Genomic DNA, 25,444 nt, shown 5'->3' with positions numbered 1-25,444 from the left:
CACATACGGGCGCAATCCAGGCCTTATAAGCACGACAAAAGAGCGTGCGCCTGAGTAGATGACGAATCACGCGCGTTACTCGCAGCAGTTTCCAGAGCGCCTGAACGAGGATTTTTTACATGCCAGCCATCACCCTGACCACGCTCCAGAGCCTCAAGCAGAAAGGTGAAAAGATCACCATGCTGACCTGCTATGACGCGACCTTCGCTCACGCCTGCAACGAGGCCGGTGTCGAAGTGCTGCTGGTGGGCGACTCCCTCGGCATGGTCCTGCAAGGTCACGACAGCACCTTGCCGGTGACCACCGCAGAAATGGCCTACCACACCGCTTGCGTCAAACGCGGCAATACCGATGCCCTGATCCTCGCCGACCTGCCATTCATGGCCAACGCCACCCTCGAACAAACCATGAGCAACAGCGCGATGCTGATGCAGGCCGGCGCGCACATGATCAAAGTCGAAGGTCAGTTGTGGCTGGCCGAGTCGATCCGTTTGCTCGCCGAGCGCGGTGTACCGGTTTGCGCGCACATGGGCCTGACCCCGCAAGCGGTGAACATTCTCGGTGGCTATAAAGTGCAGGGCCGTAACGAGAACCAGGCGCGGCAGATGCGCGCCGACGCGATCTCGCTGGAACAAGCCGGTGCGGCGATGCTGCTGCTGGAATGCGTACCGAGTGAACTGGCCGCTGAAATCAGCCAGGCCGTGAAGATTCCGGTGATCGGTATCGGTGCCGGTAACGCCACCGACGGCCAGGTGCTGGTACTGCACGACATGCTCGGCCTGTCGATCACTGGCCGCGTGCCGAAGTTCGTGAAGAACTTCATGCACGGTCAGGACAGCATCCAGTCCGCACTGAAGGCTTACGTCAACGAAGTCAAAGCCACCACGTTCCCTGGCATCGAACACGGATTCTCTGCATGAACACCGTTAAAACCGTACGCGAACTGCGCGCCGCTGTGGCCCGTGCCCGCAGTGAAGGCAAGCGCATCGGCTTTGTGCCGACCATGGGCAACCTGCACAGCGGCCACGTCGCGCTGATCACCAAAGCCACGCAACGCGTGGATTTTGTGGTCGCAAGCATTTTCGTCAACCCACTGCAGTTCGGCGCCGGCGAAGACCTCGACAAGTACCCGCGCACCTTGGCGGCGGATCAGGAAAAACTCCTCGAAGCCGGTTGCTCCCTGCTGTTCGCGCCGACTGTCGAGGAAATGTATCCCGACGGCATGGCCGGGCAGACCCGGGTCAGCGTGCCGCAACTCTCCGAAGGCCTGTGCGGCGCCAGCCGTCCGGGGCACTTCGAAGGTGTCGCGACCGTGGTCAGCAAACTGTTCAACATGGTCCAGCCGGATCTGGCGATTTTCGGCCAGAAGGATTACCAGCAACTGGCGGTGATCCGCGCGCTGGTGCATGACCTGAACATGCCGATCCAGATCATCGGCGAGCCGACCGTGCGTGCCGCCGACGGACTGGCGCTGTCGTCGCGCAATGGCTTCCTCAGCGAAGAACAACGTGCGGCGGCCCCGGTGGTTTATCGCAGCCTGAGCAACATCGCCGAGTCGATCAAGCAAGGCGAACGCGACTTTCCGGCGCTGATCAGCGCTCAGCTGCAACAGCTCGAAGCCGCGGGTCTGCGTCCGGATTACCTGGAAATCCGTCATGCCCTGACCTTGCGTCCGGCGACGGCGGAGGATCGCGATCTGGTGATTCTGGTGGCGGCGTTCCTCGGCACCACGCGGTTGATCGATAACCTGCACCTGAATCTCGATACCCCGGTTTAAAGACACCGCAATACCCCCTGTAGGAGTGAGCCTGCTCGCGATAGCGGTGTGTCAGTCAGCATGAGTGTTGAATGACACACCGCCATCGCGAGCAGGCTCACTCCTACAGTGTTTTTCAGCGTCATGAAGATTGCATTCCAGCTGTATTGCCGCCTTAAAAGCCTTCGGGCACACTGCCCGCCGTTTGATTCCAACCCGGGAAAATGCACATGCACGCGATCATGCTCAAGGCCAAACTGCACCGCGCCGAAGTCACTCATGCAGTGCTCGACTACGAAGGCTCGTGCGCCATTGATGGCGAGTGGCTGGACTTGTCCGGCATCCGTGAATACGAGCAGATCCAGATTTACAACGTCGACAACGGCGAGCGTTTCACCACCTATGCAATCCGTGGCGAAGAGGGTTCGCGGATGATCTCGGTCAACGGCGCCGCCGCACACAAGGCCAAGGTCGGCGATCGGGTGATCATCTGCGCCTACGCCCATTACAGCGAAGCGGATCTGGTCAATTTCAAGCCGCGCATGCTCTACATGGGACCGGGCAATGAGCTGAGCCATACCAGCAACGCCATCCCGGTTCAGGTTGCCTGATCGCGTATCACCTCGTTCCGTTTGTCGGCCAGTTCCCGCTCTCGATGTTAAAAAAGTACAGGGATCTGGTCAGACAAAGTCAAGACAGAACGCAGCGCGAGGTTTACTGTATTCGCCCTGTGTCCAGAAATCGTGGCGACACAGTTGGCCCCACGCCCAAACATGGCGTGTCGTGGCTGTTCAGTGTTTAAAAGGCCGTTCAAGTAAAAAGGAAAACCGCAGCGATGGCGTACTACCGCACTCCTCACGACGTTACCGCTCTGCCCGCCTGGCAAGCGTTGAAAGATCACCGCCAAGCCATGCAGGATTTCAGCATGCGCGAAGCCTTCAACGCCGATCCGCAGCGCTTCAATCAGTTCACTCTCAGCAGCTGCGGACTGTTTCTCGACTATTCGAAGAATTTGATCAACGCCGAGACCCGCAATCTGCTGGTGGGTCTGGCCAACGAAGTCGATCTCAAGGGCGCAATCAAGGCGCTGTTCGACGGCGAAATCGTCAACTCGTCCGAAGGCCGCCCGGCGCTGCATACCGCCCTGCGCCGCCCGGTAGGCGACAAGTTATCGGTCAACGGCGTCAACGTGATGCCGGAAGTCCACAAAGTGTTGAACCAGATCACCGATCTGGTTGGCCGCATCCACGACGGTCTGTGGCGCGGTTACACCGAAAAGCCGATCACTGATGTGGTCAACATCGGCATCGGTGGCTCGTTCCTCGGCCCGGAGCTGGTGTCCGAAGCACTGCTGTCCTACGCGCAGAAAGGCGTGCGTTGCCACTATCTGGCGAACATCGACGGCAGTGAGTTCCACGAGCTGACGCAGAAACTGCGCGCCGAGACCACGCTGTTCATCGTTTCGTCGAAGTCGTTCAACACCCTCGAAACCCTGAAGAACGCCCAGGCTGCTCGTGCCTGGTACCTGGCGCAGGGCGGTTCGGAAGCCGAGCTGTATCGTCACTTCATCGCCGTCTCGAGCAACAACGCGGCAGCCGTGGCGTTCGGTATCCGCGAAGAAAACATCTTCCCGATGTGGGACTGGGTTGGCGGTCGTTACTCGCTGTGGTCGGCCATCGGTTTGCCGATTGCCCTGGCCATCGGCATGTCCAACTTCAAGGAACTGCTGTCCGGTGCCTACACCATGGACCAGCATTTCCAGACCGCGCCGTTCGAACAGAACATGCCGGTTCTGCTGGCGCTGCTCGGTGTCTGGTACGGTAACTTCTGGGGCGCGCAGAGCCACGCGATCCTGCCGTACGACCACTACCTGCGTAACATCACCAAGCACTTGCAACAACTGGACATGGAATCCAACGGCAAGAGCGTGCGTCAGGACGGCACGCCGGTGTCGACCGATACCGGTCCGGTGATCTGGGGCGGCGTCGGCTGCAACGGTCAGCACGCCTACCATCAGTTGCTGCATCAAGGGTCGCAGCTGATCCCGGCCGACTTCATTGTGCCGATCGTCAGCTTCAACCCGGTTTCCGACCACCATCAGTGGCTGTACGCCAACTGCCTGTCGCAGAGCCAGGCGCTGATGCTCGGCAAGACCTTGCCGGAAGCCGAACAAGAGTTGCGCGACAAGGGCATGAGCGAAGAGCAGGTGCACAAACTCGCACCGCACAAGGTGATCCCGGGCAACCGTCCGAGCAACACCCTTGTGGTCGAGCGCATCAGCCCGCGTCGTCTCGGCGCACTGGTGGCGATGTATGAACACAAAGTGTTCGTGCAAAGCGTGGTCTGGGGCATCAACGCCTTTGACCAGTGGGGCGTGGAACTGGGCAAGGAACTGGGCAAAGGCGTTTACAACCGCCTGGTGGGCAGCGATGAAACCGTTGCCGATGACCCTTCCACCCAAGGCCTGATCAACTACTTCCGCGGTCGTCACCGCGGGTGATCAGTCGCTTGATAGAGAGCCCCTGAAGTTCAGGGGCTTTTTTTCGTCTGGCGTTTGGCGTGGATTTCGCGCTGACAGCCAGATCGTTTCCCCCTCACCCCAGCCCTCTCCCCCAAGGGCGAGGGGGAAAGGGAGCCGATTTTCGCGCTTTTCATTACTTGAGTTGGACTCAGGAATTTCAGGTCGATGTATCAAGCCCAAACACCTCGGTCAGTCCCCTCTCCCTTTGGGAGAGGGTTAGGGTGAGGGGCTCTTCGCGGTGGGGAGCCGTCTGCCGCCCTTGAACCCTTGCCCCCATCGGCGCATCTTTATCCTTGTCGCACAACAAGAATAAGGAACCGTCATGTTCGATATCAGCACGTTCCCCAAAGCCGATGCCGTCCGCCGGGCTGCGCAATTGACTCAGGAAGACTATCGGCGCCTGTACCGCGAATCCATTGAACACCCCAGCACCTTTTGGGCCGAACAGGCCACGCGCTTCCTCGACTGGAGTACGCCGTGGCAGACCGTTCAGCGCTATGACCTGAAAACCGGAGAGGCCGCCTGGTTTGCCGGGGGCAAACTGAATGTCAGCTACAACTGCATCGACCGCCATCTCGAACAACGCGGCGATCAAACCGCCCTGCTCTGGGAAGGCGACGACCCCGCCGAATCGGCACAAATCACTTACAAAAAACTTCACCACCATGTCTGCCGACTGGCCAATGTGCTGAAAAGCCGTGGCGTGAAGAAAGGCGACCGGGTGTGCATCTACATGCCGATGATCCCCGAAGCCGCCTACGCCATGCTCGCCTGCGCGCGGATCGGCGCGATCCATTCGGTGGTGTTCGGCGGATTCTCTCCCGATTCCCTGCGTGACCGCATTCTCGATGCCGACTGCCGCACGGTGATCACGGCAGATGAAGGCGTACGCGGCGGCAAGTTCGTGCCGCTGAAACAGAACGTCGACAAAGCCCTGCTGAGTTGCCCGGACGTCAGCACCGTCGTGGTGGTCGAACGCAGCCAAGGCCAAGTCGACTGGGTTGAGGGCCGCGATCTCTGGTATCACCAGGCCGTGCGCGATGTCAGCGACGATTGCCCGCCAGAAGCGATGGACGCCGAAGACCCGCTGTTCATCCTCTACACCTCCGGCAGCACCGGCAAACCCAAAGGCGTGCTGCACACCACCGGCGGCTATCTGCTGCAAGCGGCGATGACTTTCAAATACGTACTCGATTATCGCGACGGCGAAGTGTTCTGGTGCACCGCCGACGTCGGCTGGGTCACCGGCCACAGCTACATCGTCTACGGCCCGCTGGCCAATGGCGCGACCACGCTGATGTTCGAAGGCGTGCCGAGCTACCCGAGCAGCTCACGCTTCTGGCAGGTGATCGATAAACACAAGGTCAACATCTTCTACACCGCCCCCACCGCCCTGCGCGCATTGATGCGCGAAGGCGCCGAGCCGTTGAAGGAAACGTCGCGCGCCAGCCTCAGATTACTCGGCAGCGTCGGTGAGCCGATCAACCCGGAAGCGTGGGAATGGTATTTCAACGTCGTAGGAGAACAACGCTGCCCCATCGTCGATACCTGGTGGCAGACCGAAACCGGCGGCATCATGCTCAGCCCGCTGGTCAGCGCACAACGGATCAAGCCGGGCTGCGCCACGCAGCCGCTGTTCGGCGTGCAACCGGTGCTGCTCGATGAACACGGCAAGGAAATCAAAGGCGCCGGCAGCGGCGTGCTGGCGATCAAATCCAGTTGGCCGGCGCAGATCCGCAGTGTCTATGGCGACCCGCAGCGAATGGTCGATACCTATTTCAAACCCTACCCTGGCTACTACTTTACTGGCGACGGCGCGCGCCGCGATGAGGACGGCGATTACTGGATCACCGGGCGCATCGACGACGTGATCAACGTCTCCGGCCACCGCATCGGTACGGCCGAAGTGGAAAGCGCACTGGTCCTGCACGACAGCATCGCCGAGGCCGCCGTGGTCGGTTACCCCCACGACGTCAAAGGCCAGGGCATCTATGCCTTCGTCACGCCCATGAACGGCGCCGAACCGAATGACGAGTTGAAGAAACAATTGCTCGACCACGTCAGCAAGGAAATCGGCAGCTTCGCCAAACCGGACCTGATTCAGTGGGCGCCAGCCTTGCCGAAAACCCGCTCAGGCAAGATCATGCGGCGCATCCTGCGCAAGATCGCCTGTAACGAACTCGACAGCCTCGGCGACACCTCGACCCTGGCCGATCCGAGCGTGGTACAGGGCCTGATCGACAAGCGCCTCAATCAGTAACATCCCGGGCGCGGTCAACTGGTCGCGCCCGCTCTTCTTCACTGAGTGGTCATGGAATTCATCCGCAGCCGTATCGAACAGCAACTCATGAGCCTGACCGGGCTGTCCCTCGGCCAACTCGACCTGGAAAACCCCAAGGGCGATCCCGGCCTGTTCGGCCCCGACTCGGTCAGTTGGCAAGTGCACGGCGACTTCAGCAGCATGTTGATCGGCGGCATCAGCGCGTTGCTGCTGCAAGCGCTGCATCCGCTGGCGTTGGCCGGGGTTTGGGATCATTCGAATTTTCGTCAAGACATGCTCGGGCGCTTGCGCCGTACCAGCCAGTTTGTTTCCGGTACCACATTTGGATCGCGACGAGACGCCGACTGGTTGATCGAGAAAGTCCGAACCATTCACTTGCAGGTGGTGGGCACCGCACCGGATGGCCGGCCCTACGCGGCGAGCGATCCGGATTTGCTGACGTGGGTGCATGTGGCCGAGGTCAGCAACTTTCTCGCGGCACATTTGCGCTATCGCAATCCGCACTTGTCGGCGGCCGATCAAGATCGTTATTACGCGGAAATCGCCGTGATTGCCGAACGCCTGGGCGCACGGGATGTGCCGAAATCGCGGCAGGCCGTGGCTGATTATCTGCAAAGGATGCGCCCGCAGCTGCTGTGCGACGAGCGCAGCCGTGAGGTGTTGCGCCTGTTGCTCGCCGCGCCGGCACCGAGTGTTCTCGCGCGGCCGTTTGGCGATTTGATGATGAAGGCCGGTATTGATCTGCTGCCGGACTGGGCCAGTGCCATGCTCGATGTGCGGCAGAGTTCGCTGCAACGCCAGCTGATTCGCGCCAGCGTCAGACGCAGCGCGCCGATGCTGCGCTGGGCGATGCGCAATGGCTCGGTGCAACGGGCCAAACGGCGGATGGGCTTGCTGAGCTGAAAGCTTCGTCAGGCCCTTCGCGAGCAGGCTCGCTCCCACAGGAGATTTGATTTGCAGCACAGATCCCATGTGGGAGCGAGCCTGCTCGCGAAGGGCGCAACTCGATTGCCCACCAAGCTGCTAAACTCCCGCGCCCCAATTCTCTCCAGCAAGGCGCCCGCATGTCTTCCTTGAATCAGGCGCTGCGCGCCGCCCTCGATCAACGCCAGGATCTGCTAGCCGAGTTGCACCGCCAGGGCACCGATTGCTATCGCTTGTTCCATGGCAGCCAGGAAGGCGCCGGCGGTCTGACCATCGACCGCTATGGCCCGCAATTGCTGGTGCAAAGCTTCCACCAGACGCTGGAACGCGACGACCTGCTGCAACTGCACGCCATGGTCAATCAGACATTGGGCCTGGAAACGTTGCTGGTTTACAACGACCGCTCCCGTGGCAACTCGCGTATCGACCGTGAAGACAGCGTCTACAAGGCCGACGACGCTGCGCTGGTCGATCTGATCGGTCACGAATGGGGCCTCAATTACCGCGTGCGCGGGCGTCATGCCGGGCAGGATCCGCTGCTGTTCCTCGACCTGCGCAACACCCGCGGCTGGGTCAAGGCTCACGCCAAAGGCAAATCCGTGCTCAACCTGTTCGCTTACACCTGCGGTGTCGGCCTCAGCGCAGCCGCCGGTGGCGCGAGTGAAGTGTGCAATCTGGACTTCGCTGAAGGCAATCTGGCGGTCGGTCGCGAGAACGGTCAGCTCAACCCGCAATTGCCGGAAATGCAATTTATCCAGTCCGATTACTTCCCGGCCATCCGCCAACTCGCCGGCTTGCCGATCAGTCAGCGCCGTGGACAAAAGCTGCCGAGCTATCAGCGCCTCGATCAGCGTCAATACGATCTGGTGCTACTCGATCCACCGGCATGGGCCAAGAGCGCGTTCGGCACCGTCGACCTGCTGCGCGACTATCAGAGCCTGCTCAAACCGGCCCTGCTGACCACTGCCGACAACGGCGTGCTGATCTGCTGCAACAATCTGGCGAAAGTCAGCATGGGCGACTGGCGCGAACAGGTACTGCGCTGCGCCGAGAAGGCGGGCCGGCCAGTCCGCGAGTGGAGCGTAATGACCCCGGGCGCCGACTTCCCGTCGATGGATCAGCAACCGCCGCTGAAAACCCTGATCTTGCAGCTCTGAAGCGCTCGCGCGGCGGACAACTATCCAATGTGGGAGCGAGCCTGCTCGCGAAAGCGGTGTATCAGCCACCAGATAGAGCGACTGATATGACGCCTTCGCGAGCAGGCTCGCTCCCACATGGAAAGCGTTCCTACAGAACAATCTGAACAATCCTGCCCCATGCGAGGTACTTCGGAACCAGAATCGCGTGCCATACTCCAAGGCACTCCGATTCAGACAGATGAAGCCGCACATGCCCAAAGGATTGATTCGCGCGATTGGCGCCTTGTTGACTGCTCTGGCTCTCTACAGCCTGCTGGGGTTTCTGATTTTGCCGGGCATCGCCCTGCGGGTGGCCAACCAGCAGTTGGCCAATTACGCGACGGTGCCTGCGCATATCCAGCGCATCGAGCTCAACCCGTTCAGCCTTGAAGTCACCCTGTGGGGGCTGGTCATCGGCGAACCGGGCAAGGAACAGGTCGGTTTCGAACGCCTGTACGCCGACCTGCAAATCGACAGCCTGTGGACAAAAGCGCTGCACCTGTCCGACATCGAACTCGACAAGCCGAAGAGTGAAATCCTCTTTGCCAAAGACGGCAAGCTCAACCTGCTCGGCCTGTTCAACGTGCCGGCCAGCGAGCCGACACCGGCCGACCCGAACGCCAAACCGTTTCCGCTGCGCATCGACAACATCAAACTGGCCGGGGGCGTCGTGCATTTTCAGGATGTACGCCCAAGCGAACCCATCGAGTTCCTCTACGACGATCTGAATTTCGAGCTGAAGAATCTCAGCACCCTGCCCGAAGACAGCGCCGACATGACTTTGGTCGCCATCGGCCCGCAAGGTGGGCGAATCGACTGGGCCGGTAATTTCAGCCTGATCCCGTTCACCTCCGAAGGCACCCTGAAAGTCACCGACGGCAAGATGAAAGCCTTTTGGCCCTACGTGCGTGACTCCGTGCCGCTGGTACTCGAAGACGGCGTGATCAGCCTCAGCACTGAATACAAACTCAATCTGTCGAAAGAAACCGAACTGCTGCTCAATAACGTCGCCGTGAGCATCGCCCCCTTCGCCATCAAGGCCCCAGACGGGCGCCCGCTGGCGAAACTCGAACGTCTGGACGTCAGCGAAACGTCGGTGGATCTGGCCAAGCAACAAGTCGTGGTCGGCAAGATCCGCAGCCAGAAACTGGAAACCTGGGCCGCCCTTGAGGCCGACGGCCAGTTGGACTGGCAGAAACTGTTCGCCAGCCAACCATCGAAACCGGCCGCCAAAGCCGCTGCCGAACCGGCAACGACACCGGCGGCTGCAGACTCGCCGAAAGCTGAACCGAACGCCCCGAGCAAACCGTGGCAAGTGCTGCTCAAGGATGTGCAACTGCGCAATTACACCGTGCACCTGGCAGACCGTTCGGCGAATCCGCCGGTGGCTTTGGATATCACCCCGCTGAACGTTGACCTGGAAGGTTTCGACAGCCTCAACGGCTCGCCCTTCAAGCTCAAGCTCGACAGCGGGCTGGGCAAACAAGGCAAGATCAGCGCTGATGGCACGGTCAATCTGGCCCCGGTCAATGCTCAGCTCGATGTGAAAACCCAGGACATCGACCTGCGTGTCGCGCAGTCCTACATCAATCCGTTCATTCGCCTCGAACTGCGCAGCGGCATGCTCGGCAGTGACCTGAAGGTCAACCTCAAAAGCACTGAACCGCTGGCGCTCAGCGTGACCGGACGGGCGCAGATCGATCAATTGCACACCCTCGACACCCTGAAAACCCGCGACTTCCTCAAGTGGCAGCAGGTGGTGGTCGAAGGCCTCAACTATCAGCACGGCGACAGTCTGTCGATCGACAAGGTCAACCTGTTCCAGCCTTATGTGCGGTTCATGATCAACGACGATCGCACCACCAACATCGACGACCTGCTGATCCCTCAGCCCGCCGACAGTGGCGCAAAAACCGCAGCGGCAAAACCGGCCAGCAAAGACAAACCGCTGGGCATTCACATCGGTGGTATCGCCATTAACGACGGCTCGGCGAACTTCGCCGACTTCAGCCTGACACCGAACTTCGCCACCGCCGTGCAGCAGCTCAACGGTCAGATCGGCACCATCGACAGTCGCCAGGCGAAACCGGCGAGTGTCGACATCAAAGGCAAGGTCGACCGTTATGCGCCAGTGACCATCAAGGGCGCGGTAAATCCCTTCGATCCGATGGCCAGTCTCGACATCGCTACCAGTTTCAAACGCGTCGAGCTGACCACGCTGACCCCCTACTCCGGCAAGTTCGCCGGTTACCGGATCCGCAAGGGTCGGCTCAATCTCGACCTGCATTACCTGATCACCAAAGGTCAGCTCAAAGCTGAAAACAAAGTGGTGGTCGAACAACTGCAACTCGGCGAAAAAGTCGACAGCCCGGATGCCGTGAGCCTGCCGCTGAAACTGGCGATTGCCCTGCTCAAGGACGTCGACGGCAAGATCTCCATCGAATTGCCGGTGACCGGCGACTTGAACAACCCGCAGTTCAGCGTGATGCCGATCGTCTGGCAGACCCTGCGCAACCTGATCGTCAAAGCCGCTGCCGCCCCGTTCAAATTGATCGGGGGACTGGTCAGTGGTGGCGGTTCGCAAGACCTCGGCACCGTGTCGTTCGCGCCGGGCTCCAGTGAGCTGAACAAGGACGCCGAAGCCGCGTTGGTCAAGCTGTCTCAAGCGCTGAAGGAACGTCCGGCATTGCGCCTGGAAATCGAAGGCACCGCCGCCAAAAGCAGTGACGGGCCGTTGCTCGCCGAACAGCGTCTGGAGCGTGAGTACCAGTACAACTACTACAAGATGCTCCAGCGTCGTGGCGACAAAGTACCGGCTCAGGCGTCGCTGATCGAAGTGCCGGACAGCGAGAAAGGTCCGCTGCTCGAAGGCATCTATCGCACGCGTCTGAAAACCCAGCCACCGGCCGAATGGAAGGACTTGGGCAAGGAAGAACGCACAGCGAAGATGCGCGACGGCGTGATCCAGTTCTGGAGTGGCAGCGATGTGCTGCTGCGTCAGTTGGGTCAGGACCGTGCCAGCAGCATCAAGGATTATCTGGTCGATAAAGGCCAACTGGCAGACGACCGCGTTTACTTTATCGATGCCAATCTTGGTGAGGCCGAGAGCGACGGCCGCGTTGTGACGCAAATGCATCTGGACGCCGAATGATGAAACTACAGTGGCTGGCCTTGCTCGCAATGACGCTCGCGGCCAGTCACGCCTCGGCGTCCGATACGCTGCGCTGCGGCAGTCAATTGATCAGCCTTGGCGACCGCTCCAGCGAGGTCCTGCAAAAGTGCGGTGAGCCGGTCAGCCGCGACGTGTTGGGCTACAAGCGCAGCGCCAATCGCCGCGAGGAGTTTCAGGTCGAGGAATGGACCTACGGCCCGAGCAACGGCATGTACCAATACCTGCGCTTCGAAGGCAATCGCCTGCGCCAGATCAACAGCAAACGCGGTAATTGACCCGCAGCGATCCCCTTGTAGGAGTGAGCCTGCTCGCGATAGCGGTGTGTCAGTCAGCAATTCAATTAGCTGACACACCGCTATCGCGAGCAGGCTCACTCCTACATTTGTTTTGTATTGCCCCGCAAATAGAACAGGCCCCGCCACAAGTGGCGGGGCCTGTAATGGTCACATCCGTGTGACCGTTCGCATGAACTCTAAAGTTGCGGCAGACGTATGGCTCGGCCCGTCTGTCGCGCCTTCTCCCGGTCCAGGCGAGAAGTCATGCCTTACTCGGCTTTGAGGCCGTCAGCGGAGACCGCTTTGACGCCTTTGATTTTCTTGGTGATGTTCACTGCGGTGGTTTTCTGAGCCTCGGTCACGGCTACAGTCGACGACAGCGAAACAACGCCTTTGTTGGTTTCTACTTTGATGTCGGTGCCTGGAATGCCTTTTTCGGTCACCAGGTCACTTTTGACTTTGGTGGTGATCCAGGTATCGGAAGTAGCTTCTTTAGCCTGGGTGACTTCACCGGCGGCCAGAGTCATTGGAGCCTGGGTGGCCTGGGTGGTTTGTGCGAAAGCGCCGGTCATGGTCAGGGTCAGCGCGGTAGCAGCAGCGGCAGTGATAGCGAACTTCTTCATACGAGTAACTCCTGTTTTTCTGGAAAGTCTGCTGGATTACTGGTCAGCAGGGTTACCGAGGTAGTTGCGAACGCTGTGCCAACTTTTTCAAAGACATAAATCCCTTATAAATCAATAGCTTATGAATAATTAAAAAATCCGGATTCATGCAAAATGCATGACTCGGGGAATATTCACATGCAAGTTGCGGTTTTTTGAAAAGTTCCTAAGACGCTGAAATTATTGAAGCTTTTGTGAAGCGACAGGCAATGAAAAATGCCCCGCAAGTGCGGGGCATTGATTCGTTTGCAAGCGAGGATCATGTACCGCTGGCAGTACAACCTTTAGGCGAGTAGTCCGCTGACACAGTCGTTGCACATGACCATCCGTTGGCGGCGGTACGACTCAACGTAATCGTTTTGCCCAGCACCGGGGCCGGCGCATTGGCAATCGTGCACACGATAGATCCCGCCCCATCAGCCGCAGTCCCCGAAGCCGACAACGAGCAGTTGGAAGTCGTGGTTACCGCGTCGCCTTTGACAATGGCGAGCGTAGGATTGGTCCCTTGATTGATGGTGTCTTCAAACGGCACCTTGAGTGCGCTGATTTCAGCCAGGCCCGCCGTTACCTTCGAGCGCGCCTGATATTTCGAATACTGCGGCAAGGCGATTGTCGCCAGAATCCCGATGATCGCCACAACGATCAGCAGCTCGATCAGAGTGAAACCTTGTTGTTTTTTCATAGACACGCTCCATGCATGAGTCGAAATCTCATGATCTGAAAAGGACGCAGCATAGGCCATGCCAATGCACGCGAGACCCCGTGCATTGGATATGAAACGCGAGCAGCGCCGTTTCCTACAACCTGCAACCGCACTATCTGACACTTTTTGTCACCTGCACCTGGCGTGTTTGGCGCTGTCACTTGACTAGGCTATAAGTCATGAACTGCAAGCGTGCGGAATCCCCATGAATGACATCGCTCTGAGCGGTCTGGCCAAGCAATTGGTGCAGGCCGAACTGCTGACCGAAAAAAGCGCCCAGCAGGCCTGGCAGCAGGCCCAGCGCAACCGGCTGTCGCTGGTCAGTTATCTGGTACAGAACAAACTGGTGAAGAGCTCCCAGGTGGCCGAAATCGCCTCGGAGCATTTCGGCATGGCGTTCCTTGATCTCAATTGTCTGGACAAGGAAACCCAGCCCAAGGGACTGGTCAGCGAAAAACTCGTGCGCCAGCACCATGCCCTGCCCTTGTGGCGACGCGGCAACAAGCTGTTCGTGGGCATTTCCGACCCGAGCAATCATCAGGCGATCAACGATATCCAGTTCAGCACCGGGCTGAGTACCGAGGCCATTCTGGTCGAGGACGACAAACTCACCGATGCCATCGAAAAATTCTTCGACACCCACGCCAGCGGCCTGGAAGACATGGCCGACGTTGATCTCGACGGTCTCGATGTCGAAGCCATCGATGACAGCAAACAGGAGGCTATCGGTGGACTCGACGCCGATGATGCGCCGGTGGTGCGTTTCGTTCACAAGATGCTGCTCGATGCGATCAAGAGCGGCTCGTCCGACCTGCATTTTGAACCCTACGAGAAAAACTACCGGGTGCGCGTGCGTACCGACGGCATGCTGCGCGAGGTGGCAAAGCCGCCGATCCAGTTGGCCGGGAGGATTGCCGCACGCCTGAAAGTCATGGCCAGCCTCGATATTTCGGAGCGGCGCAAACCGCAGGATGGGCGAATCAAGATGCGCTTGTCGAAAAGCAAGTCAATTGATTTTCGGGTCAATACGCTACCGACCTTGTGGGGCGAAAAAGTGGTGATCCGGATTCTCGACCCGTCCAGCGCACAGATCGGCATCGACGCGCTCGGCTATGAACCGGCGCAGAAAGACCTGTACATGGCGGCACTCAAGCAGCCGCAAGGGATGATTCTGGTCACCGGCCCCACCGGGTCAGGCAAGACCGTGTCGCTGTATACCGGCCTGAATATCCTCAACACCGTCGATATCAATATTTCCACCGCCGAAGATCCGGTGGAGATCAACATGGAAGGCATCAACCAGGTCAACGTCAATCCTAAACAGGGGCTGGACTTTGCCCAGGCCCTGCGCTCGTTTCTACGGCAGGACCCGGACGTGATCATGGTCGGCGAGATTCGCGACCTGGAAACCGCCGAGATCGCCATCAAGGCGGCTCAGACCGGCCACCTGGTGCTGTCGACCCTGCACACCAACAGCGCGGCGGAAACCCTCACACGCCTGCACAACATGGGCATCCCCGGTTTCAACATCGCCACGTCAGTGAGCCTGATCATCGCCCAGCGCCTGGCACGCAAGTTGTGCAGCCACTGCAAGAAGCCCATCGAGATTCCGCGCGAAACCCTAATCAAAGAAGGTTTCCCCGAGGAACGCATCGGTCATTTCACGATCTACGAGCCGGTCGGTTGCGATCACTGCAACGGCGGCTATAAGGGACGCGTGGGGATTTATGAAGTGGTGAAAAACACTGCGCAGCTGCAACGGCTGATCATGGCCGAGGGCAACTCGCTGGAAATCGACAGCCAGATGCGCCGCGACGGCTTCGACGACCTGCGCACCTCAGGGTTGCACAAGGCCATGCAAGGCATCACCAGCCTTGAAGAAATCAACCGGGTCACCAAGGACTGAACATGGCGGTCAAGGCAGCGAAAATCAGCGTCTACACCTGGGAAGGCATGGATCGCAAAGGCAGCAAGGTCACGGGAGAACTGAGCGGGCAAAACCCCGCACTGATCAAGGCACAGCTGCGCAAACAGGGGATCAACCCCGGCAAGGTGCGCAAGAAGTCCGCCTCCTTGCTGAGCTTCGGCAAACGCATCAAGGCTCAGGACATCGCCCTGTTCACCCGGCAGATGGCGACCATGATGAAGGCCGGCGTGCCGCTGTTGCAGTCGTTCGACATCATTGGCGAAGGCTTTGAGAACCCGGCCATGCGCAAACTGGTGGACGAAGTGAAACAGGAAGTCGCGGCCGGTAACAGCTTCGCCACGGCCCTGCGCAAGAAGCCGCAATATTTCGACGAGCTGTATTGCAACCTGGTCGATGCCGGCGAGCAGTCCGGTGCCCTCGACACACTGCTCGAACGGGTCGCGACCTATAAGGAAAAAAGCGAACGCCTGAAAGCCAAGATCAAGAAAGCCATGACCTACCCGACTGCCGTGGTATTGGTCGCGGCCGTGGTGACCGGGATTCTGCTGGTGAAAGTGGTGCCGCAATTCCAATCGGTTTTCTCGGGTTTCGGCGCCGAACGGCCGGCCTCCGCCCTGAGGGTGATCAGCCTTTCCGAATTCAAGCAGCAATGGGGGTGGGCGATCCGCGGAGTATCGGCGGTCGCCTTTTGCGGCCCCCGCCACGCTCTGTAAAAATCTCAGGAGCTGCGGGACCGTCGCGACACCTGGCTGCTGAAACTGCCCCTGGTCGGCACGCTGATGTACAAATCCGCCGTCGCCCGTTTCGCGCGAACCCTGTCGACGACGTTTGCCGCCGGTGTACCGCTGGTGGAAGCACTCGACTCGGTGGCCGGCGCCACTGGCAATGTAGTGTTCAAGCGCGCGGTGCTGCGTATCCGCGAGGACGTCTCCACGGGTATGCAGTTGAATTTTTCGATGCGCAGCACCGGGGTCTTTCCCACCATGGCCGTGCAGATGACCGCGATTGGCGAAGAGTCCGGCGCACTGGACGAAATGCTCGACAAGGTCGCAGGGTTTTACGAAGAGGAAGTGGATAACATGGTCGACAACCTCACCAGCCTCATGGAGCCATTCATCATGGTCGTGCTGGGGGTGATCGTCGGTGGGCTGGTGGTGGCCATGTACCTGCCGATTTTCCAACTCGGCTCTGCGATCTGACATGCCTATCGACGAACTGTTTGCCCTGTATCCGCTGGCCTTCGTTTGCACCGCACTGCTGCTGGGCCTGGTGGTGGGCAGCTTCCTCAACGTGTTGATCTGGCGTCTGCCGAAGATGCTCGAGCGCGATTGGCGCCAGCAGGCCCACGACGTACTGGGCTTGCCTGCGGAACGACCGCTGCCCACCTACAACCTGATGCTGCCCCACTCCGAATGTCCGCATTGCGCGCATCGAATTCGCGCCTGGGAAAACATTCCGCTGTTCAGTTATCTGGCGCTGCGGGGGCGTTGCTCAGCCTGTGCGTCACCGATCAGCAAACGGTACCCATTGACCGAACTGGCCTGCGGCCTGCTCTCGGCATTCATCGCCTGGCATTTCGGTTTTGGCTGGCAGGCTGGTCTGTTGATCTTTCTCAGTTGGGCTTTGCTGGCGATGAGCCTGATCGACATCGAGCATCAATTGCTGCCCGATGTGCTGGTACTGCCGTTGCTGTGGCTGGGTCTGATCGTCAACAGTTTCGGGCTGTTCGTACCGCTGCATGACGCGCTGTGGGGCGCAGTCGCCGGTTACATGGCGCTGTGGTCGGTGTTCTGGCTGTTCAAGCTGTTGACCGGCAAGGACGGCATGGGTCATGGCGATTTCAAGCTGCTCGCGTTGTTCGGCGCCTGGGGTGGCTGGCAGATTTTACCGCTGACGATACTGCTGTCCTCGCTGGTGGGTGCGATTATCGGGGTGATTGTGTTGCGTTTGCGCGCTCAGGAAACCTCAACGCCAATCCCTTTCGGTCCCTATCTGGCAATTGCCGGCTGGATTGCCTTGCTCTGGGGTGGTCAAATAACCGACTTCTATTGGCAGTTTGTCGGTTTGAAATGAATACCCCTGTGGAAAAACCCTGGATTCTCGGCCTGACCGGCGGCATTGGCAGCGGCAAAAGCGCGGCGGCACAGCACTTTATCGACCTCGGCATCCATGTGGTCGACGCAGATCATGCGGCGCGCTGGGTGGTCGAGCCGGGTCGCCCGGCACTGGCAAAAATAGCCGAACACTTCGGCCCCGGCGTTTTGCAGGCCGACGGTACGCTGGATCGCGCCGCCCTGCGCAAACTGATCTTCGAGGTGCCGGAACAACGCCGCTGGCTCGAAGCCCTGCTGCATCCGCTGATCGCCGAGGAAATCGCTCATCATCTGGCGCAGGCACAATCGCCCTACGCGATTCTGGTTTCGCCGCTGTTGATCGAGTCCGGGCAATACGCGATGACCCAGCGCATCCTGGTGATCGACGCCCCGCAACAATTGCAGATCGAGCGTACCCTGCAGCGTGACCAGACCAGCGAACAGCAGGTTCAGGCGATCCTCAAGGCCCAGTCGAGCCGTGAAGACCGCGTGAGCCGCGCCGACGACGTGGTGGTCAACGACCGCGACCTCGCCTGGCTGCACAGCGAAGTCGAGCGTCTGCATCACTTTTACCTGACTTTATCCGGAGGCCAAGCATGAGCCAGACCCCAACCGTTGAATGCCCAACCTGCGGCGCGCCCGTTGAATTCACCCCTGAAAACAAGTTTCGGCCGTTCTGCTCTGATCGCTGCAAGCTGATCGACCTCGGCGCCTGGGCGTCGGAAGAACACAAGATTCCCGTTGCACCTGATGCCGAGGATGAACTGTTTTCCGGCGATTTCGATCCGCGCCACTGATCCCGATCAGGGCCGCATAAAGCCGTAGTCCTGATCGTCGTCGAGGTTTTCCGCCAAAAAGCGCAACTCGTCGGCCAGGTCTTCGGCGTTGCGCACCGCCTTGCTCTGTTGCACCACGGCACTGAGTAAGGCGCGTAAACTCAACCCCGGGTCAAAGCCCACCTCCTGCGCCATTTCCAGACTTTGCCGGGTCTCCTGCCTTGCCCACTCGTACACACTCATGTCGCCGCTCCTGAAGGGATTTGCGCGAGCATGAAATTTCGCGCGCATGGCGGGTTTGATATGGATCAAGACTTGGGATCGTCATCCTTCCACGGCGCCGAAAGGTAGCGCGTGCGATTGAACGTCTCCAGCCATTCCGGGCAGAACACCACCAGCGCACTGACGACCATGCCGTTGATGAACGCCTCGGGAAACAGCAGCAGCCACAAATAACCGATGAAGTCTTCCAGCCACTCCGGCATGGCGAAGAGACCGTCGTACCACAGCAGCGTCAGACTCAGGATTAGACATAACAGCGCGGACAAAGCCGCAGCGAAGAATCCGGAGCAGAAGATGTACACGAACGGATTACGTGGCTGTGCGCGCTCGACGAGGATCGCCACACATTCAGTGATCAACACCGGTAACAGGATCAGCAGCGAGCCATTGACCCCGACCGCCAGCAGATCCTGACGACCCAATAGCACCAGGCCGATCTGTGCAATCAGGCCTGCGACAATTGCCAGCGGCCAATCCAGCAGCAAGGTCACAGCGGTCATGCCGATAAAGTGATACGACACGCCGGTGTCGAAATCCCTGCGCACCAGCCACAACAGAAACAAGGCGAACACCGTGCCGAACAGCAGATGCTGACGGCGGCTGTCGCTGAACAACTCGACCCACGGCGCACGCGCGATCGCCCACAGCAGCACAGGCAGGTAAATCAGCCAGCCGAGCGTCAGGCTCGCTATCGAAAGCAGTTCAGCTCCAATCATGACCCTCACCTTTCCAACGACACATCCCCTGTAGGAGCTGCCGCAGGCTGCGATCTTTTGACTTTAAAAAGAACAGGATCAAAAGATCGCAGCCTTCGGCAGCTCCTACAAGTGCACGATGACGCGGGGATCTGTAAACATCAGCCAAGCAAAGCTTTCTGCTTGTCGCATTTGAACGCTAAGCTTGGGCTTATGGATGACTCAGATTACTTACGCCTGCTGACCATCGCGGCCGAGCAGGCCAACGCGTTCCTGTCCAATGCCCGCAAATGGGAGCGTGAGCGTTGGGTTTGCCAGCGCCTGCTGCAAGGCTTGAACATTCCTTACCGTGTCGACGAATTCGCGCCGGCTGGTGAGCCGCCGGACGTGCTGTTTCGCGAGGCCAATTTCGAAGTGTTCTTCGTCCTCGATGAAGGGCGCCGGCTCAATGACGAATGGCGCGATGAACTGCAGCGTCGTCGCAGTGCATTTTCTCTCAGCCAACTGGTGCGCCGAGAAGCCAAGCCCAAGCGCATCCCGGCCAATGAGTTCCTCATGCGACTGGCACCGACCTTGCGCAAAAAAGCCCACAACTACAAAGAACGCGGCATGGATCTCGGCGAGCTGGACATCATTGCCTTCGCCAGCCTCAAGCGCGAAGTGCTGGATCTGAACAGTCACTTCCCGCCGCCCACCGAATATTTGCGTCAGGGTTGGCGCTCACTGTCCCTGGTCGGCCCGACCTTCGCCCGCGTGCTGTTCGCCCATCCGGATGCGCCGGATTTCTTGCGCAGCAACCTCGGACGCAGCATCGTCTTTGACGTCGGGATCAGCCTGTGACGCCGCTTCAGCAGTTGATTGCCGACGTACCGCAGTCCGGCCGTGTGCGCTGGATTGGCGTGCGTCCGGAATCCCGTGGGCCGATGATCGAGCTGGATGCCGTCGAGGCGCGGCTCGAAGCCGGGCTGACCGGCGATCATGCGCGCCCCGGTGTGCGCAATGCGCGGCAAGTGACGCTGATTCAGTGGGAACATCTGGCCGTCATCAACGCCTTGATGGGGCGTCCGGACGATCAACCGGTCAGGCCTGAAGATCTGCGGCGCAATCTCGTTATCAGCGGTATCAATTTGTTTAGCCTGAAGGGTCGGCGCTTTCGCATCGGTCAGGCAATATTCGAAACCACCGGTTGGTGTCAGCCTTGCGCGCGCTTGCAGAACAACCTTGGCCCCGGCACCTTTCAAGCCGTGCGCGGGCATGGCGGAATTACCGCGCGGGTGTTACAAAGCGGGATCATCCGCCTTGAAGATAGCGTGAGCGTCGAACCGGTTCCGGACAGCGGCTATGCTGCGTTCAACCCCGGATAAAAACCGCTGTAGCTTCTGCCCATTCAGCAACGTCTACCTGACGAGGCAAATATGACCAGCCGCCTGAACCCTGAAGACCAGAAACATGTCGAAGAGTACCTGCAACTGTCCCAACACCGAGTCGAGCGCCGACCTTTCCGGCCGTGGATGCTCCTCGTGCTGGTGCTGGCAGTGACCATTGGTCTGGGCCTGTTGAGCCGATTTATCAGTTACCTGACGCTATGAGCTGCCTCGCGCTCGCTTGGGTAACCGCACCGATTTCCTTTAAAAACCTTGCGAGTTATCCCTATGTCCCATCGTATTGTTATTGTCGGCGGCGGCGCCGGCGGTCTGGAGTTGGCTACCCGTCTGGGTAAGACTCTGGGCAAGCGTGGCACCGCCAGTGTGATGCTGGTCGACGCCAACCTGACGCACATCTGGAAACCACTGCTGCACGAAGTGGCCGCCGGATCGCTGAACTCCTCCGAAGACGAACTCAACTATGTTGCCCAGGCTAAATGGAACCACTTCGAGTTCCAGCTGGGGCGCATGAGCGGGCTCGATCGCGCACAGAAGAAAATCCAGCTGGCAGCGACCTACGACGAAAACGGCGTAGAACTGGTGCCGGCGCGTGAAGTGCAGTACGACTCGCTGGTCATCAGCGTCGGCAGCACCACCAATGATTTCGGCACTCAGGGCGCGGCGCAGCACTGCCTGTTCCTCGACACCCGCAAACAGGCCGAGCGTTTCCACCAGCAACTGCTCAACCACTATCTGCGTGCGCACGCCGGGCAAACCGATGTCGTCGAGCAGATCAGCGTAGCGATCGTCGGTGCTGGCGCGACGGGCGTCGAGCTGGCGGCAGAACTGCACAATGCCGCCCATGAGCTGGCGGCGTATGGCCTGGACCGGATCAAACCGGAAAACATGCACATCACCCTGATCGAAGCCGGGCCTCGGGTGTTGCCTGCCCTGCCGGAACGCATCAGCGGGCCAGTGCACAAGACGCTGGAGAAACTCGGGGTCAATGTCATGACCAACGCCTCGGTCAGCGAAGTGACGGCGGACAGCCTGATCACTGCCGACGGCACCGAGATCAAGGCGAGCCTCAAAGTCCGGGCTGCCGGTATCCGCGCGCCAGGTTTCCTCAAAGACATCGACGGCCTGGAAACCAACCGCATCAATCAACTGCAAGTGCTGCCGACGCTGCAAACCACCCGCGATGAAAACACCGTCGCCTTCGGCGAGTGCGCGGCCTGCCCGCAACCGGGCACCGATCGCAACGTACCGCCGCGTGCACAAGCAGCGCACCAACAGGCATCGCTGCTGGCCAAGTCGCTAAAGCTGCGCATCGAAGGCAAGACCCTGCCGGAGTACAAATACACCGACTACGGCTCGCTGATCTCACTGTCGCGTTTTTCCGCCGTGGGTAACTTGATGGGTAATCTGACGGGCAGTGTGATGCTCGAAGGCTGGCTGGCGCGAATGTTTTACGTGTCGCTGTATCGTATGCACCAGATGGCGCTGTACGGGCCGTTCCGCACGGCGATGCTGATGCTGGGCAGCAAGATTGGCCGTGGCACCGAGCCGCGCTTGAAACTGCACTGATGTAAGACCTGTAGGAGTGAGCCTGCTCGCGATAGCGTTGTGTCAAACGACAACGATGTTGCCTGATACACCGCTATCGCGAGCAGGCGAAGGCCTACATTTGATTTGTGATTCTGTCTCGTAATGTATCTGCGTCCGTAATATCTAACCTTCGCTTACAAACTCCCCGCCTGGCGACACAGTCGCGATACACCGCCACCGCTAAATGGCCACACCCGAGCAGCAACTGCTCAGGCTTTCGCCCTTAACGTGTGGTTGCACAGCGCAGCCCAGGAGATTCCAGATGTCCCGTACTTCGACCCTCGGTAAAAATTCCATTGGCCTGATCGGCGCAGCCTTGGCTGGTGGCCTGATGCTGTCCGGTTCGGTATTTGCCGCTCAACCACTGGCGCAGGGCTACATGGTCGCTTCGGCGGAAACCTCGGTGAAAGCGCCGGAAGGCAAATGCGGTGAAGGCAAATGTGGCGATGCCTCGATGGCCAAGACTGACAGCGACGGTGACGGCAAGGTCTCGCGCGCCGAATTCCTCAAAGTCGCGCCGAAGTCCGACTTCGACACGATCGACACCAACCATGACGGTTTTATCGACGAACAAGAGGCCTACAACAACGTGAAGGCCAACTTTGAATCCAACGGCAAGAAAATGCCCAAAGGACTGTTCGAGCACCTCAAAGATCAAGACGGCGCCTGATCAGCAGAAAAAACCAAGCCGCGCTTCTCCTGAGAGAAACGCGGCTTTTTCACGTCTGGCGCTTACAGCTGGAAGCGCCGCACCATGCCCTGCAAGGCATTGGCCAGTTGCGACAATTCATGGCTGGATGCACTGGTCTGGTCGGCACCGGCGGCAGAACGTACTGACAAATCACGAATGTTCACCAGGTTGCGATCCACTTCCCGGGCTACTTGCGCCTGCTCTTCGGCGGCACTGGCGATCACCAGATTGCGCTCATGGATCTGATGCACTGACGCGGTAATGGTTTGCAGCGCTTCACCGGCGCGCTCGGCGAGCGCCAGCGTGGTCGTGGCACGCGCGGTACTGGCCTGCATCGAATCCAGCGCCAGGCTCGAACCGCTGCGCATGCCCTGGACCATCTGCTCGATCTCCTGCGTCGATTGCTGCGTGCGATAAGCCAACGCCCGCACTTCATCGGCAACCACGGCAAAACCTCGTCCGCTCTCACCCGCACGCGCCGCTTCAATCGCTGCGTTGAGTGCCAGCAGGTTGGTCTGCTCGGCAATCGCCCGAATCACGTCCAATACTTTGCCAATGTTCTGCGACTGGTTAGCCAGTGATTGCACCAACTCACCGGTCTGTTGGACGTCACTGGCCAGCGCGTTGATGGCCGTGGCGGTCTCACTGACGCGCACCTGGCCCAGATGCGCCGACTCGCTGGACTGACGAGTCGCGTCAGAGGTCGACACGGCATTGCGTGCGACCTCCTCCACCGCTGCCGTCATCTGGTTGACCGCAGTGGCGGCTTGTTCGATTTCATTGTTCTGCTGTTGCAGCCCCTGCGTGCTGTCGAGCGTCACCGCATTGAGCTCATCGGCAGCCGTTGCCAATTGCGTCGCCGAACCGCTGATGCCTTGCAGCGTCTCACGCAGGTTCTGCTGCATGGTCGCCAAGGCTTTGAGCAAGCGACTGACTTCATCATTGCCATGGGTTTCGATTGGCCGGGTCAGATCACCCTGCGCCACACTTTCTGCTGCGCTCACGGCACTGCTCAGCGGCCGGACGATACTGCGCGTGAGCATCATCGCCAGCGCCACCGTGGCCAGCGCGGCTAAAGCAATAAACAAACTGACAATGGTGCGCGAGTTTTCGTAGTGCGCAGCGGACTTCTGGCTCTCGGCGGCGACCTGTTTGGCGAACAGATCCGCCAGGTCGTTGAGTTGTTTGCCGGAACCATCGACGACGGTTTTCATGTCGACCAGCAATAACCTGGTCAGCTCATCACGCTTGCCTTGCTCGGCGAGGGTGAAAGATTGAGCGATGCCACTGCGATAGGCGGCGAAGGTCTTTTTGAATTGGTCGTATAGCTGCTGGCCTTCCGGGGTGTTGACCAGTTTGTCGTAAGCGGCGATTTTCTCGCTCAGCTCCTTGTCTCGGGTGTCCATCTGGCTGCGGTAAGTCGCAATGTTGGCCGGATCCTGATCCAGCGCCATGCGCAGCGAGATGGTGCGGATGCGCAGCATGATTTCGCGAATCTCGTCGCCGCCACGAATACTCGGCAGCCACTGGTTTTCTACCGCGACTTCACTGTCGCGAATACTCGACATCTGCCCGAGCGCAAACACACCGAGCAAAGCCACCAACACCGCGATCAGGGCGAATCCCAGGGCAGCCCGGGGAGCAATATTCAACTGACGAAGCAACATGACGCACGCCCTTATTCTTGTATTGGCCAGATTCAAGGGGCGAAGCCATGGCAGTCCCCTCGTGTTAGCGGGCTATCGGCCAGTTGTACGATGACTTGAAGGGAATTGTCTTTTCGAAGGACAAAAAAAATCCCCGTATCTTTCGATACGAGGATTTTTAATATGGTCGGGGTAAGGGGATTCGAACTCCTGACATCCTGCTCCCAAAGCAGGCGCGCTACCGGACTGCGCTATACCCCGGTAAAAAAAAGGCGACCTTTCAGTCGCCTTCTTCGATCAGCGCTTTTGGCCTCTGATCTTAAGATTCGATTCCAGCGTTAACTGGTTTCAAAAATGGTGGGTCGTGTGGGATTCGAACCTACGACCAATTGGTTAAAAGCCAACTGCTCTACCAACTGAGCTAACGACCCAAAAATGGTCGGGGTAAGGGGATTCGAACTCCTGACATCCTGCTCCCAAAGCAGGCGCGCTACCGGACTGCGCTATACCCCGGCTTGAAATTGGCTCCGTGACCAGGACTCGAACCTGGGACCCAATGATTAACAGTCATTTGCTCTACCGACTGAGCTATCACGGAACTACATATTTCAATTTACAACGGTGAAACTTGTTGCTTCCAGTCACTCGTTCGCATCGCTGCGTTCGTGTGTCTGAGGCGCGCTATTCTACAACCTAGAACACCTCTGTCAACCCCCTAAATTGCTTTCAAGTTAATGATTTGCAACTTATTTCAGATTTCAACTCAGTGAGCTGAGACCGTCTTGGCGACTGACTGCGGGGCGCACTTTACAAGCCTTTTCCTTTGAGTTCAACAGCCTAACGAAAAAAAAGGCCCCACAAGGTGGGGCCTGCCAATTTTCATTGGTGTT

23 protein-coding genes, 4 tRNA genes and 2 pseudogenes are annotated in these 25,444 nt (G+C 59.1%); 19 read left to right on the top strand and 10 right to left on the bottom strand.

Annotated features, from left to right (window positions below):
• The first annotated feature begins 119 nt into the window (after positions 1–119).
• The 9 genes from panB to AK821_RS24940 all read left to right on the top strand — a co-directional run bounded on the left by panB (position 120) and on the right by AK821_RS24940 (position 12,107).
• Positions 120–920: a 3-methyl-2-oxobutanoate hydroxymethyltransferase gene (gene panB, locus AK821_RS24980; RefSeq protein ID WP_016983495.1), complete on the top strand. Its 801-nt coding sequence runs from the start codon at positions 120–122 to the stop codon at positions 918–920.
• Positions 917–1,777: a pantoate--beta-alanine ligase gene (gene panC, locus AK821_RS24975; protein ID WP_064392476.1), complete on the top strand. Its 861-nt coding sequence runs from the start codon at positions 917–919 to the stop codon at positions 1,775–1,777. Before panB ends, panC begins: the two co-directional genes overlap by 4 nt.
• A 209-nt stretch (positions 1,778–1,986) precedes the next feature.
• Complete coding sequence (gene panD, locus AK821_RS24970; RefSeq protein WP_064392475.1) at positions 1,987–2,367, top strand: aspartate 1-decarboxylase; 381 nt, start codon at positions 1,987–1,989, stop codon at positions 2,365–2,367.
• 224 nt (positions 2,368–2,591) lie between these two features.
• Positions 2,592–4,256 (top strand): glucose-6-phosphate isomerase, encoded by a 1,665-nt coding sequence (pgi, locus tag AK821_RS24965; RefSeq protein ID WP_064392473.1) that lies wholly within the window; start codon positions 2,592–2,594, stop codon positions 4,254–4,256.
• Positions 4,257–4,599: 343 nt separating this feature from the next.
• Positions 4,600–6,537, top strand: coding sequence for an acetate--CoA ligase (acs, locus tag AK821_RS24960; RefSeq protein WP_064392471.1), 1,938 nt, complete (start codon positions 4,600–4,602; stop codon positions 6,535–6,537).
• Positions 6,538–6,588: 51 nt separating this feature from the next.
• Positions 6,589–7,461, top strand: coding sequence for an oxygenase MpaB family protein (locus AK821_RS24955; protein ID WP_064392470.1), 873 nt, complete (start codon positions 6,589–6,591; stop codon positions 7,459–7,461).
• Positions 7,462–7,622: 161 nt separating this feature from the next.
• A complete protein-coding gene (locus AK821_RS24950; RefSeq protein ID WP_064392468.1) occupies positions 7,623–8,639 on the top strand; it encodes a class I SAM-dependent rRNA methyltransferase in 1,017 nt (338 codons plus the stop codon).
• A gap of 220 nt (positions 8,640–8,859) precedes the next feature.
• Positions 8,860–11,811, top strand: a complete 2,952-nt coding sequence (locus AK821_RS24945; protein ID WP_064392467.1) for a DUF748 domain-containing protein — start codon at positions 8,860–8,862, stop codon at positions 11,809–11,811.
• Positions 11,811–12,107 (top strand): DUF2845 domain-containing protein, encoded by a 297-nt coding sequence (locus AK821_RS24940; RefSeq protein WP_007909909.1) that lies wholly within the window; start codon positions 11,811–11,813, stop codon positions 12,105–12,107. Before AK821_RS24945 ends, AK821_RS24940 begins: the two co-directional genes overlap by 1 nt.
• Positions 12,108–12,376: 269 nt before the next feature.
• Here the strand turns inward: AK821_RS24940 and AK821_RS24935 are convergent, their stop codons facing one another.
• Together AK821_RS24935 and AK821_RS24930 are read right to left on the bottom strand one after the other, a co-directional pair.
• Complete coding sequence (locus tag AK821_RS24935; protein ID WP_064392464.1) at positions 12,377–12,730, bottom strand: BON domain-containing protein; 354 nt, start codon at positions 12,728–12,730, stop codon at positions 12,377–12,379.
• A 298-nt stretch (positions 12,731–13,028) separates the two neighbouring features.
• A complete protein-coding gene (locus AK821_RS24930) occupies positions 13,029–13,451 on the bottom strand; it encodes a pilin (RefSeq protein WP_064392462.1) in 423 nt (140 codons plus the stop codon).
• A 226-nt stretch (positions 13,452–13,677) separates the two neighbouring features.
• Here AK821_RS24930 and pilB point away from each other — a divergent pair, with 226 nt between their 5' ends.
• From pilB to yacG, 5 genes and pseudogenes are all read left to right on the top strand, one after another.
• The gene (pilB, locus tag AK821_RS24925) at positions 13,678–15,378 is read left to right on the top strand and encodes a type IV-A pilus assembly ATPase PilB (protein ID WP_064392461.1); all 1,701 of its coding nucleotides are present in this window, start codon (positions 13,678–13,680) and stop codon (positions 15,376–15,378) included.
• Positions 15,379–15,380: 2 nt separating this feature from the next.
• Positions 15,381–16,598: pseudogene (locus AK821_RS24920) on the top strand (type II secretion system F family protein).
• A 1-nt stretch (position 16,599) separates the two neighbouring features.
• Positions 16,600–17,472: a prepilin peptidase gene (locus tag AK821_RS24915; protein ID WP_064392459.1), complete on the top strand. Its 873-nt coding sequence runs from the start codon at positions 16,600–16,602 to the stop codon at positions 17,470–17,472.
• Complete coding sequence (gene coaE / locus AK821_RS24910) at positions 17,469–18,092, top strand: dephospho-CoA kinase (protein WP_064392457.1); 624 nt, start codon at positions 17,469–17,471, stop codon at positions 18,090–18,092. The genes AK821_RS24915 and coaE overlap by 4 nt, the downstream gene beginning before the upstream one ends.
• The gene (yacG, locus tag AK821_RS24905; RefSeq protein WP_064392456.1) at positions 18,089–18,289 is read left to right on the top strand and encodes a DNA gyrase inhibitor YacG; all 201 of its coding nucleotides are present in this window, start codon (positions 18,089–18,091) and stop codon (positions 18,287–18,289) included. Before coaE ends, yacG begins: the two co-directional genes overlap by 4 nt.
• Before the next feature lie 6 nt (positions 18,290–18,295).
• Here yacG and AK821_RS24900 read toward each other — a convergent pair whose 3' ends face one another.
• Entirely contained in the window at positions 18,296–18,511 is a 216-nt protein-coding gene (locus AK821_RS24900) for a hypothetical protein (protein ID WP_007959584.1), read from the bottom strand.
• 65 nt (positions 18,512–18,576) lie between these two features.
• Positions 18,577–19,266 carry an energy-coupling factor ABC transporter permease gene (locus tag AK821_RS24895; protein WP_064392454.1) on the bottom strand — a complete coding sequence of 230 codons (690 nt, stop codon included), beginning with the start codon at positions 19,264–19,266 and terminating at the stop codon, positions 18,577–18,579.
• 192 nt (positions 19,267–19,458) lie between these two features.
• On the opposite strand from AK821_RS24895, the gene AK821_RS24890 reads away from it, so the two are divergent.
• The 5 genes from AK821_RS24890 to AK821_RS24870 all read left to right on the top strand — a co-directional run bounded on the left by AK821_RS24890 (position 19,459) and on the right by AK821_RS24870 (position 22,887).
• On the top strand, positions 19,459–20,085 hold the full coding sequence (locus tag AK821_RS24890) for a DUF1780 domain-containing protein (RefSeq protein ID WP_064392452.1): 627 nt from the start codon (positions 19,459–19,461) through the stop codon (positions 20,083–20,085).
• Complete coding sequence (locus AK821_RS24885; RefSeq protein ID WP_064392450.1) at positions 20,082–20,609, top strand: MOSC domain-containing protein; 528 nt, start codon at positions 20,082–20,084, stop codon at positions 20,607–20,609. The genes AK821_RS24890 and AK821_RS24885 overlap by 4 nt, the downstream gene beginning before the upstream one ends.
• A gap of 51 nt (positions 20,610–20,660) precedes the next feature.
• A complete protein-coding gene (locus AK821_RS24880) occupies positions 20,661–20,834 on the top strand; it encodes a DUF3094 domain-containing protein (RefSeq protein WP_007909875.1) in 174 nt (57 codons plus the stop codon).
• A 63-nt stretch (positions 20,835–20,897) separates the two neighbouring features.
• Entirely contained in the window at positions 20,898–22,196 is a 1,299-nt protein-coding gene (locus tag AK821_RS24875; protein WP_064392448.1) for an NAD(P)/FAD-dependent oxidoreductase, read from the top strand.
• 283 nt (positions 22,197–22,479) lie between these two features.
• Positions 22,480–22,887, top strand: coding sequence for an HvfA family oxazolone/thioamide-modified RiPP metallophore (locus AK821_RS24870; protein ID WP_064392445.1), 408 nt, complete (start codon positions 22,480–22,482; stop codon positions 22,885–22,887).
• A gap of 62 nt (positions 22,888–22,949) precedes the next feature.
• On the opposite strand, the gene AK821_RS31475 is transcribed toward AK821_RS24870, so the two are convergent.
• From AK821_RS31475 to AK821_RS24845, 6 genes and pseudogenes are all read right to left on the bottom strand, one after another.
• Positions 22,950–23,813: a methyl-accepting chemotaxis protein gene (locus tag AK821_RS31475; RefSeq protein WP_371920188.1), complete on the bottom strand. Its 864-nt coding sequence runs from the start codon at positions 23,811–23,813 to the stop codon at positions 22,950–22,952.
• A pseudogene (locus tag AK821_RS31470) lies at positions 23,805–24,575 on the bottom strand (MCP four helix bundle domain-containing protein); the annotation flags it as partial. The gene AK821_RS31475 and the pseudogene AK821_RS31470, both read right to left, overlap by 9 nt.
• Before the next feature lie 163 nt (positions 24,576–24,738).
• A tRNA-Pro gene (locus AK821_RS24860) sits at positions 24,739–24,815 on the bottom strand.
• Positions 24,816–24,909: 94 nt separating this feature from the next.
• A tRNA-Lys gene (locus AK821_RS24855) sits at positions 24,910–24,985 on the bottom strand.
• Between the two features lie 5 nt (positions 24,986–24,990).
• Positions 24,991–25,067, bottom strand: a tRNA-Pro gene (locus tag AK821_RS24850).
• A gap of 9 nt (positions 25,068–25,076) precedes the next feature.
• Positions 25,077–25,152 (bottom strand) — tRNA-Asn (locus tag AK821_RS24845).
• Positions 25,153–25,444 lie beyond the last annotated feature (292 nt).

Origin of the sequence: Pseudomonas sp. RIT-PI-r, from assembly GCF_001297015.1 — a bacterium.
Taxonomy (GTDB): Bacteria; Pseudomonadota; Gammaproteobacteria; order Pseudomonadales; family Pseudomonadaceae; genus Aquipseudomonas.
Note: the sequence above shows the minus strand (reverse complement) of the source record. Positions and strands in the feature narration are given on the sequence as shown.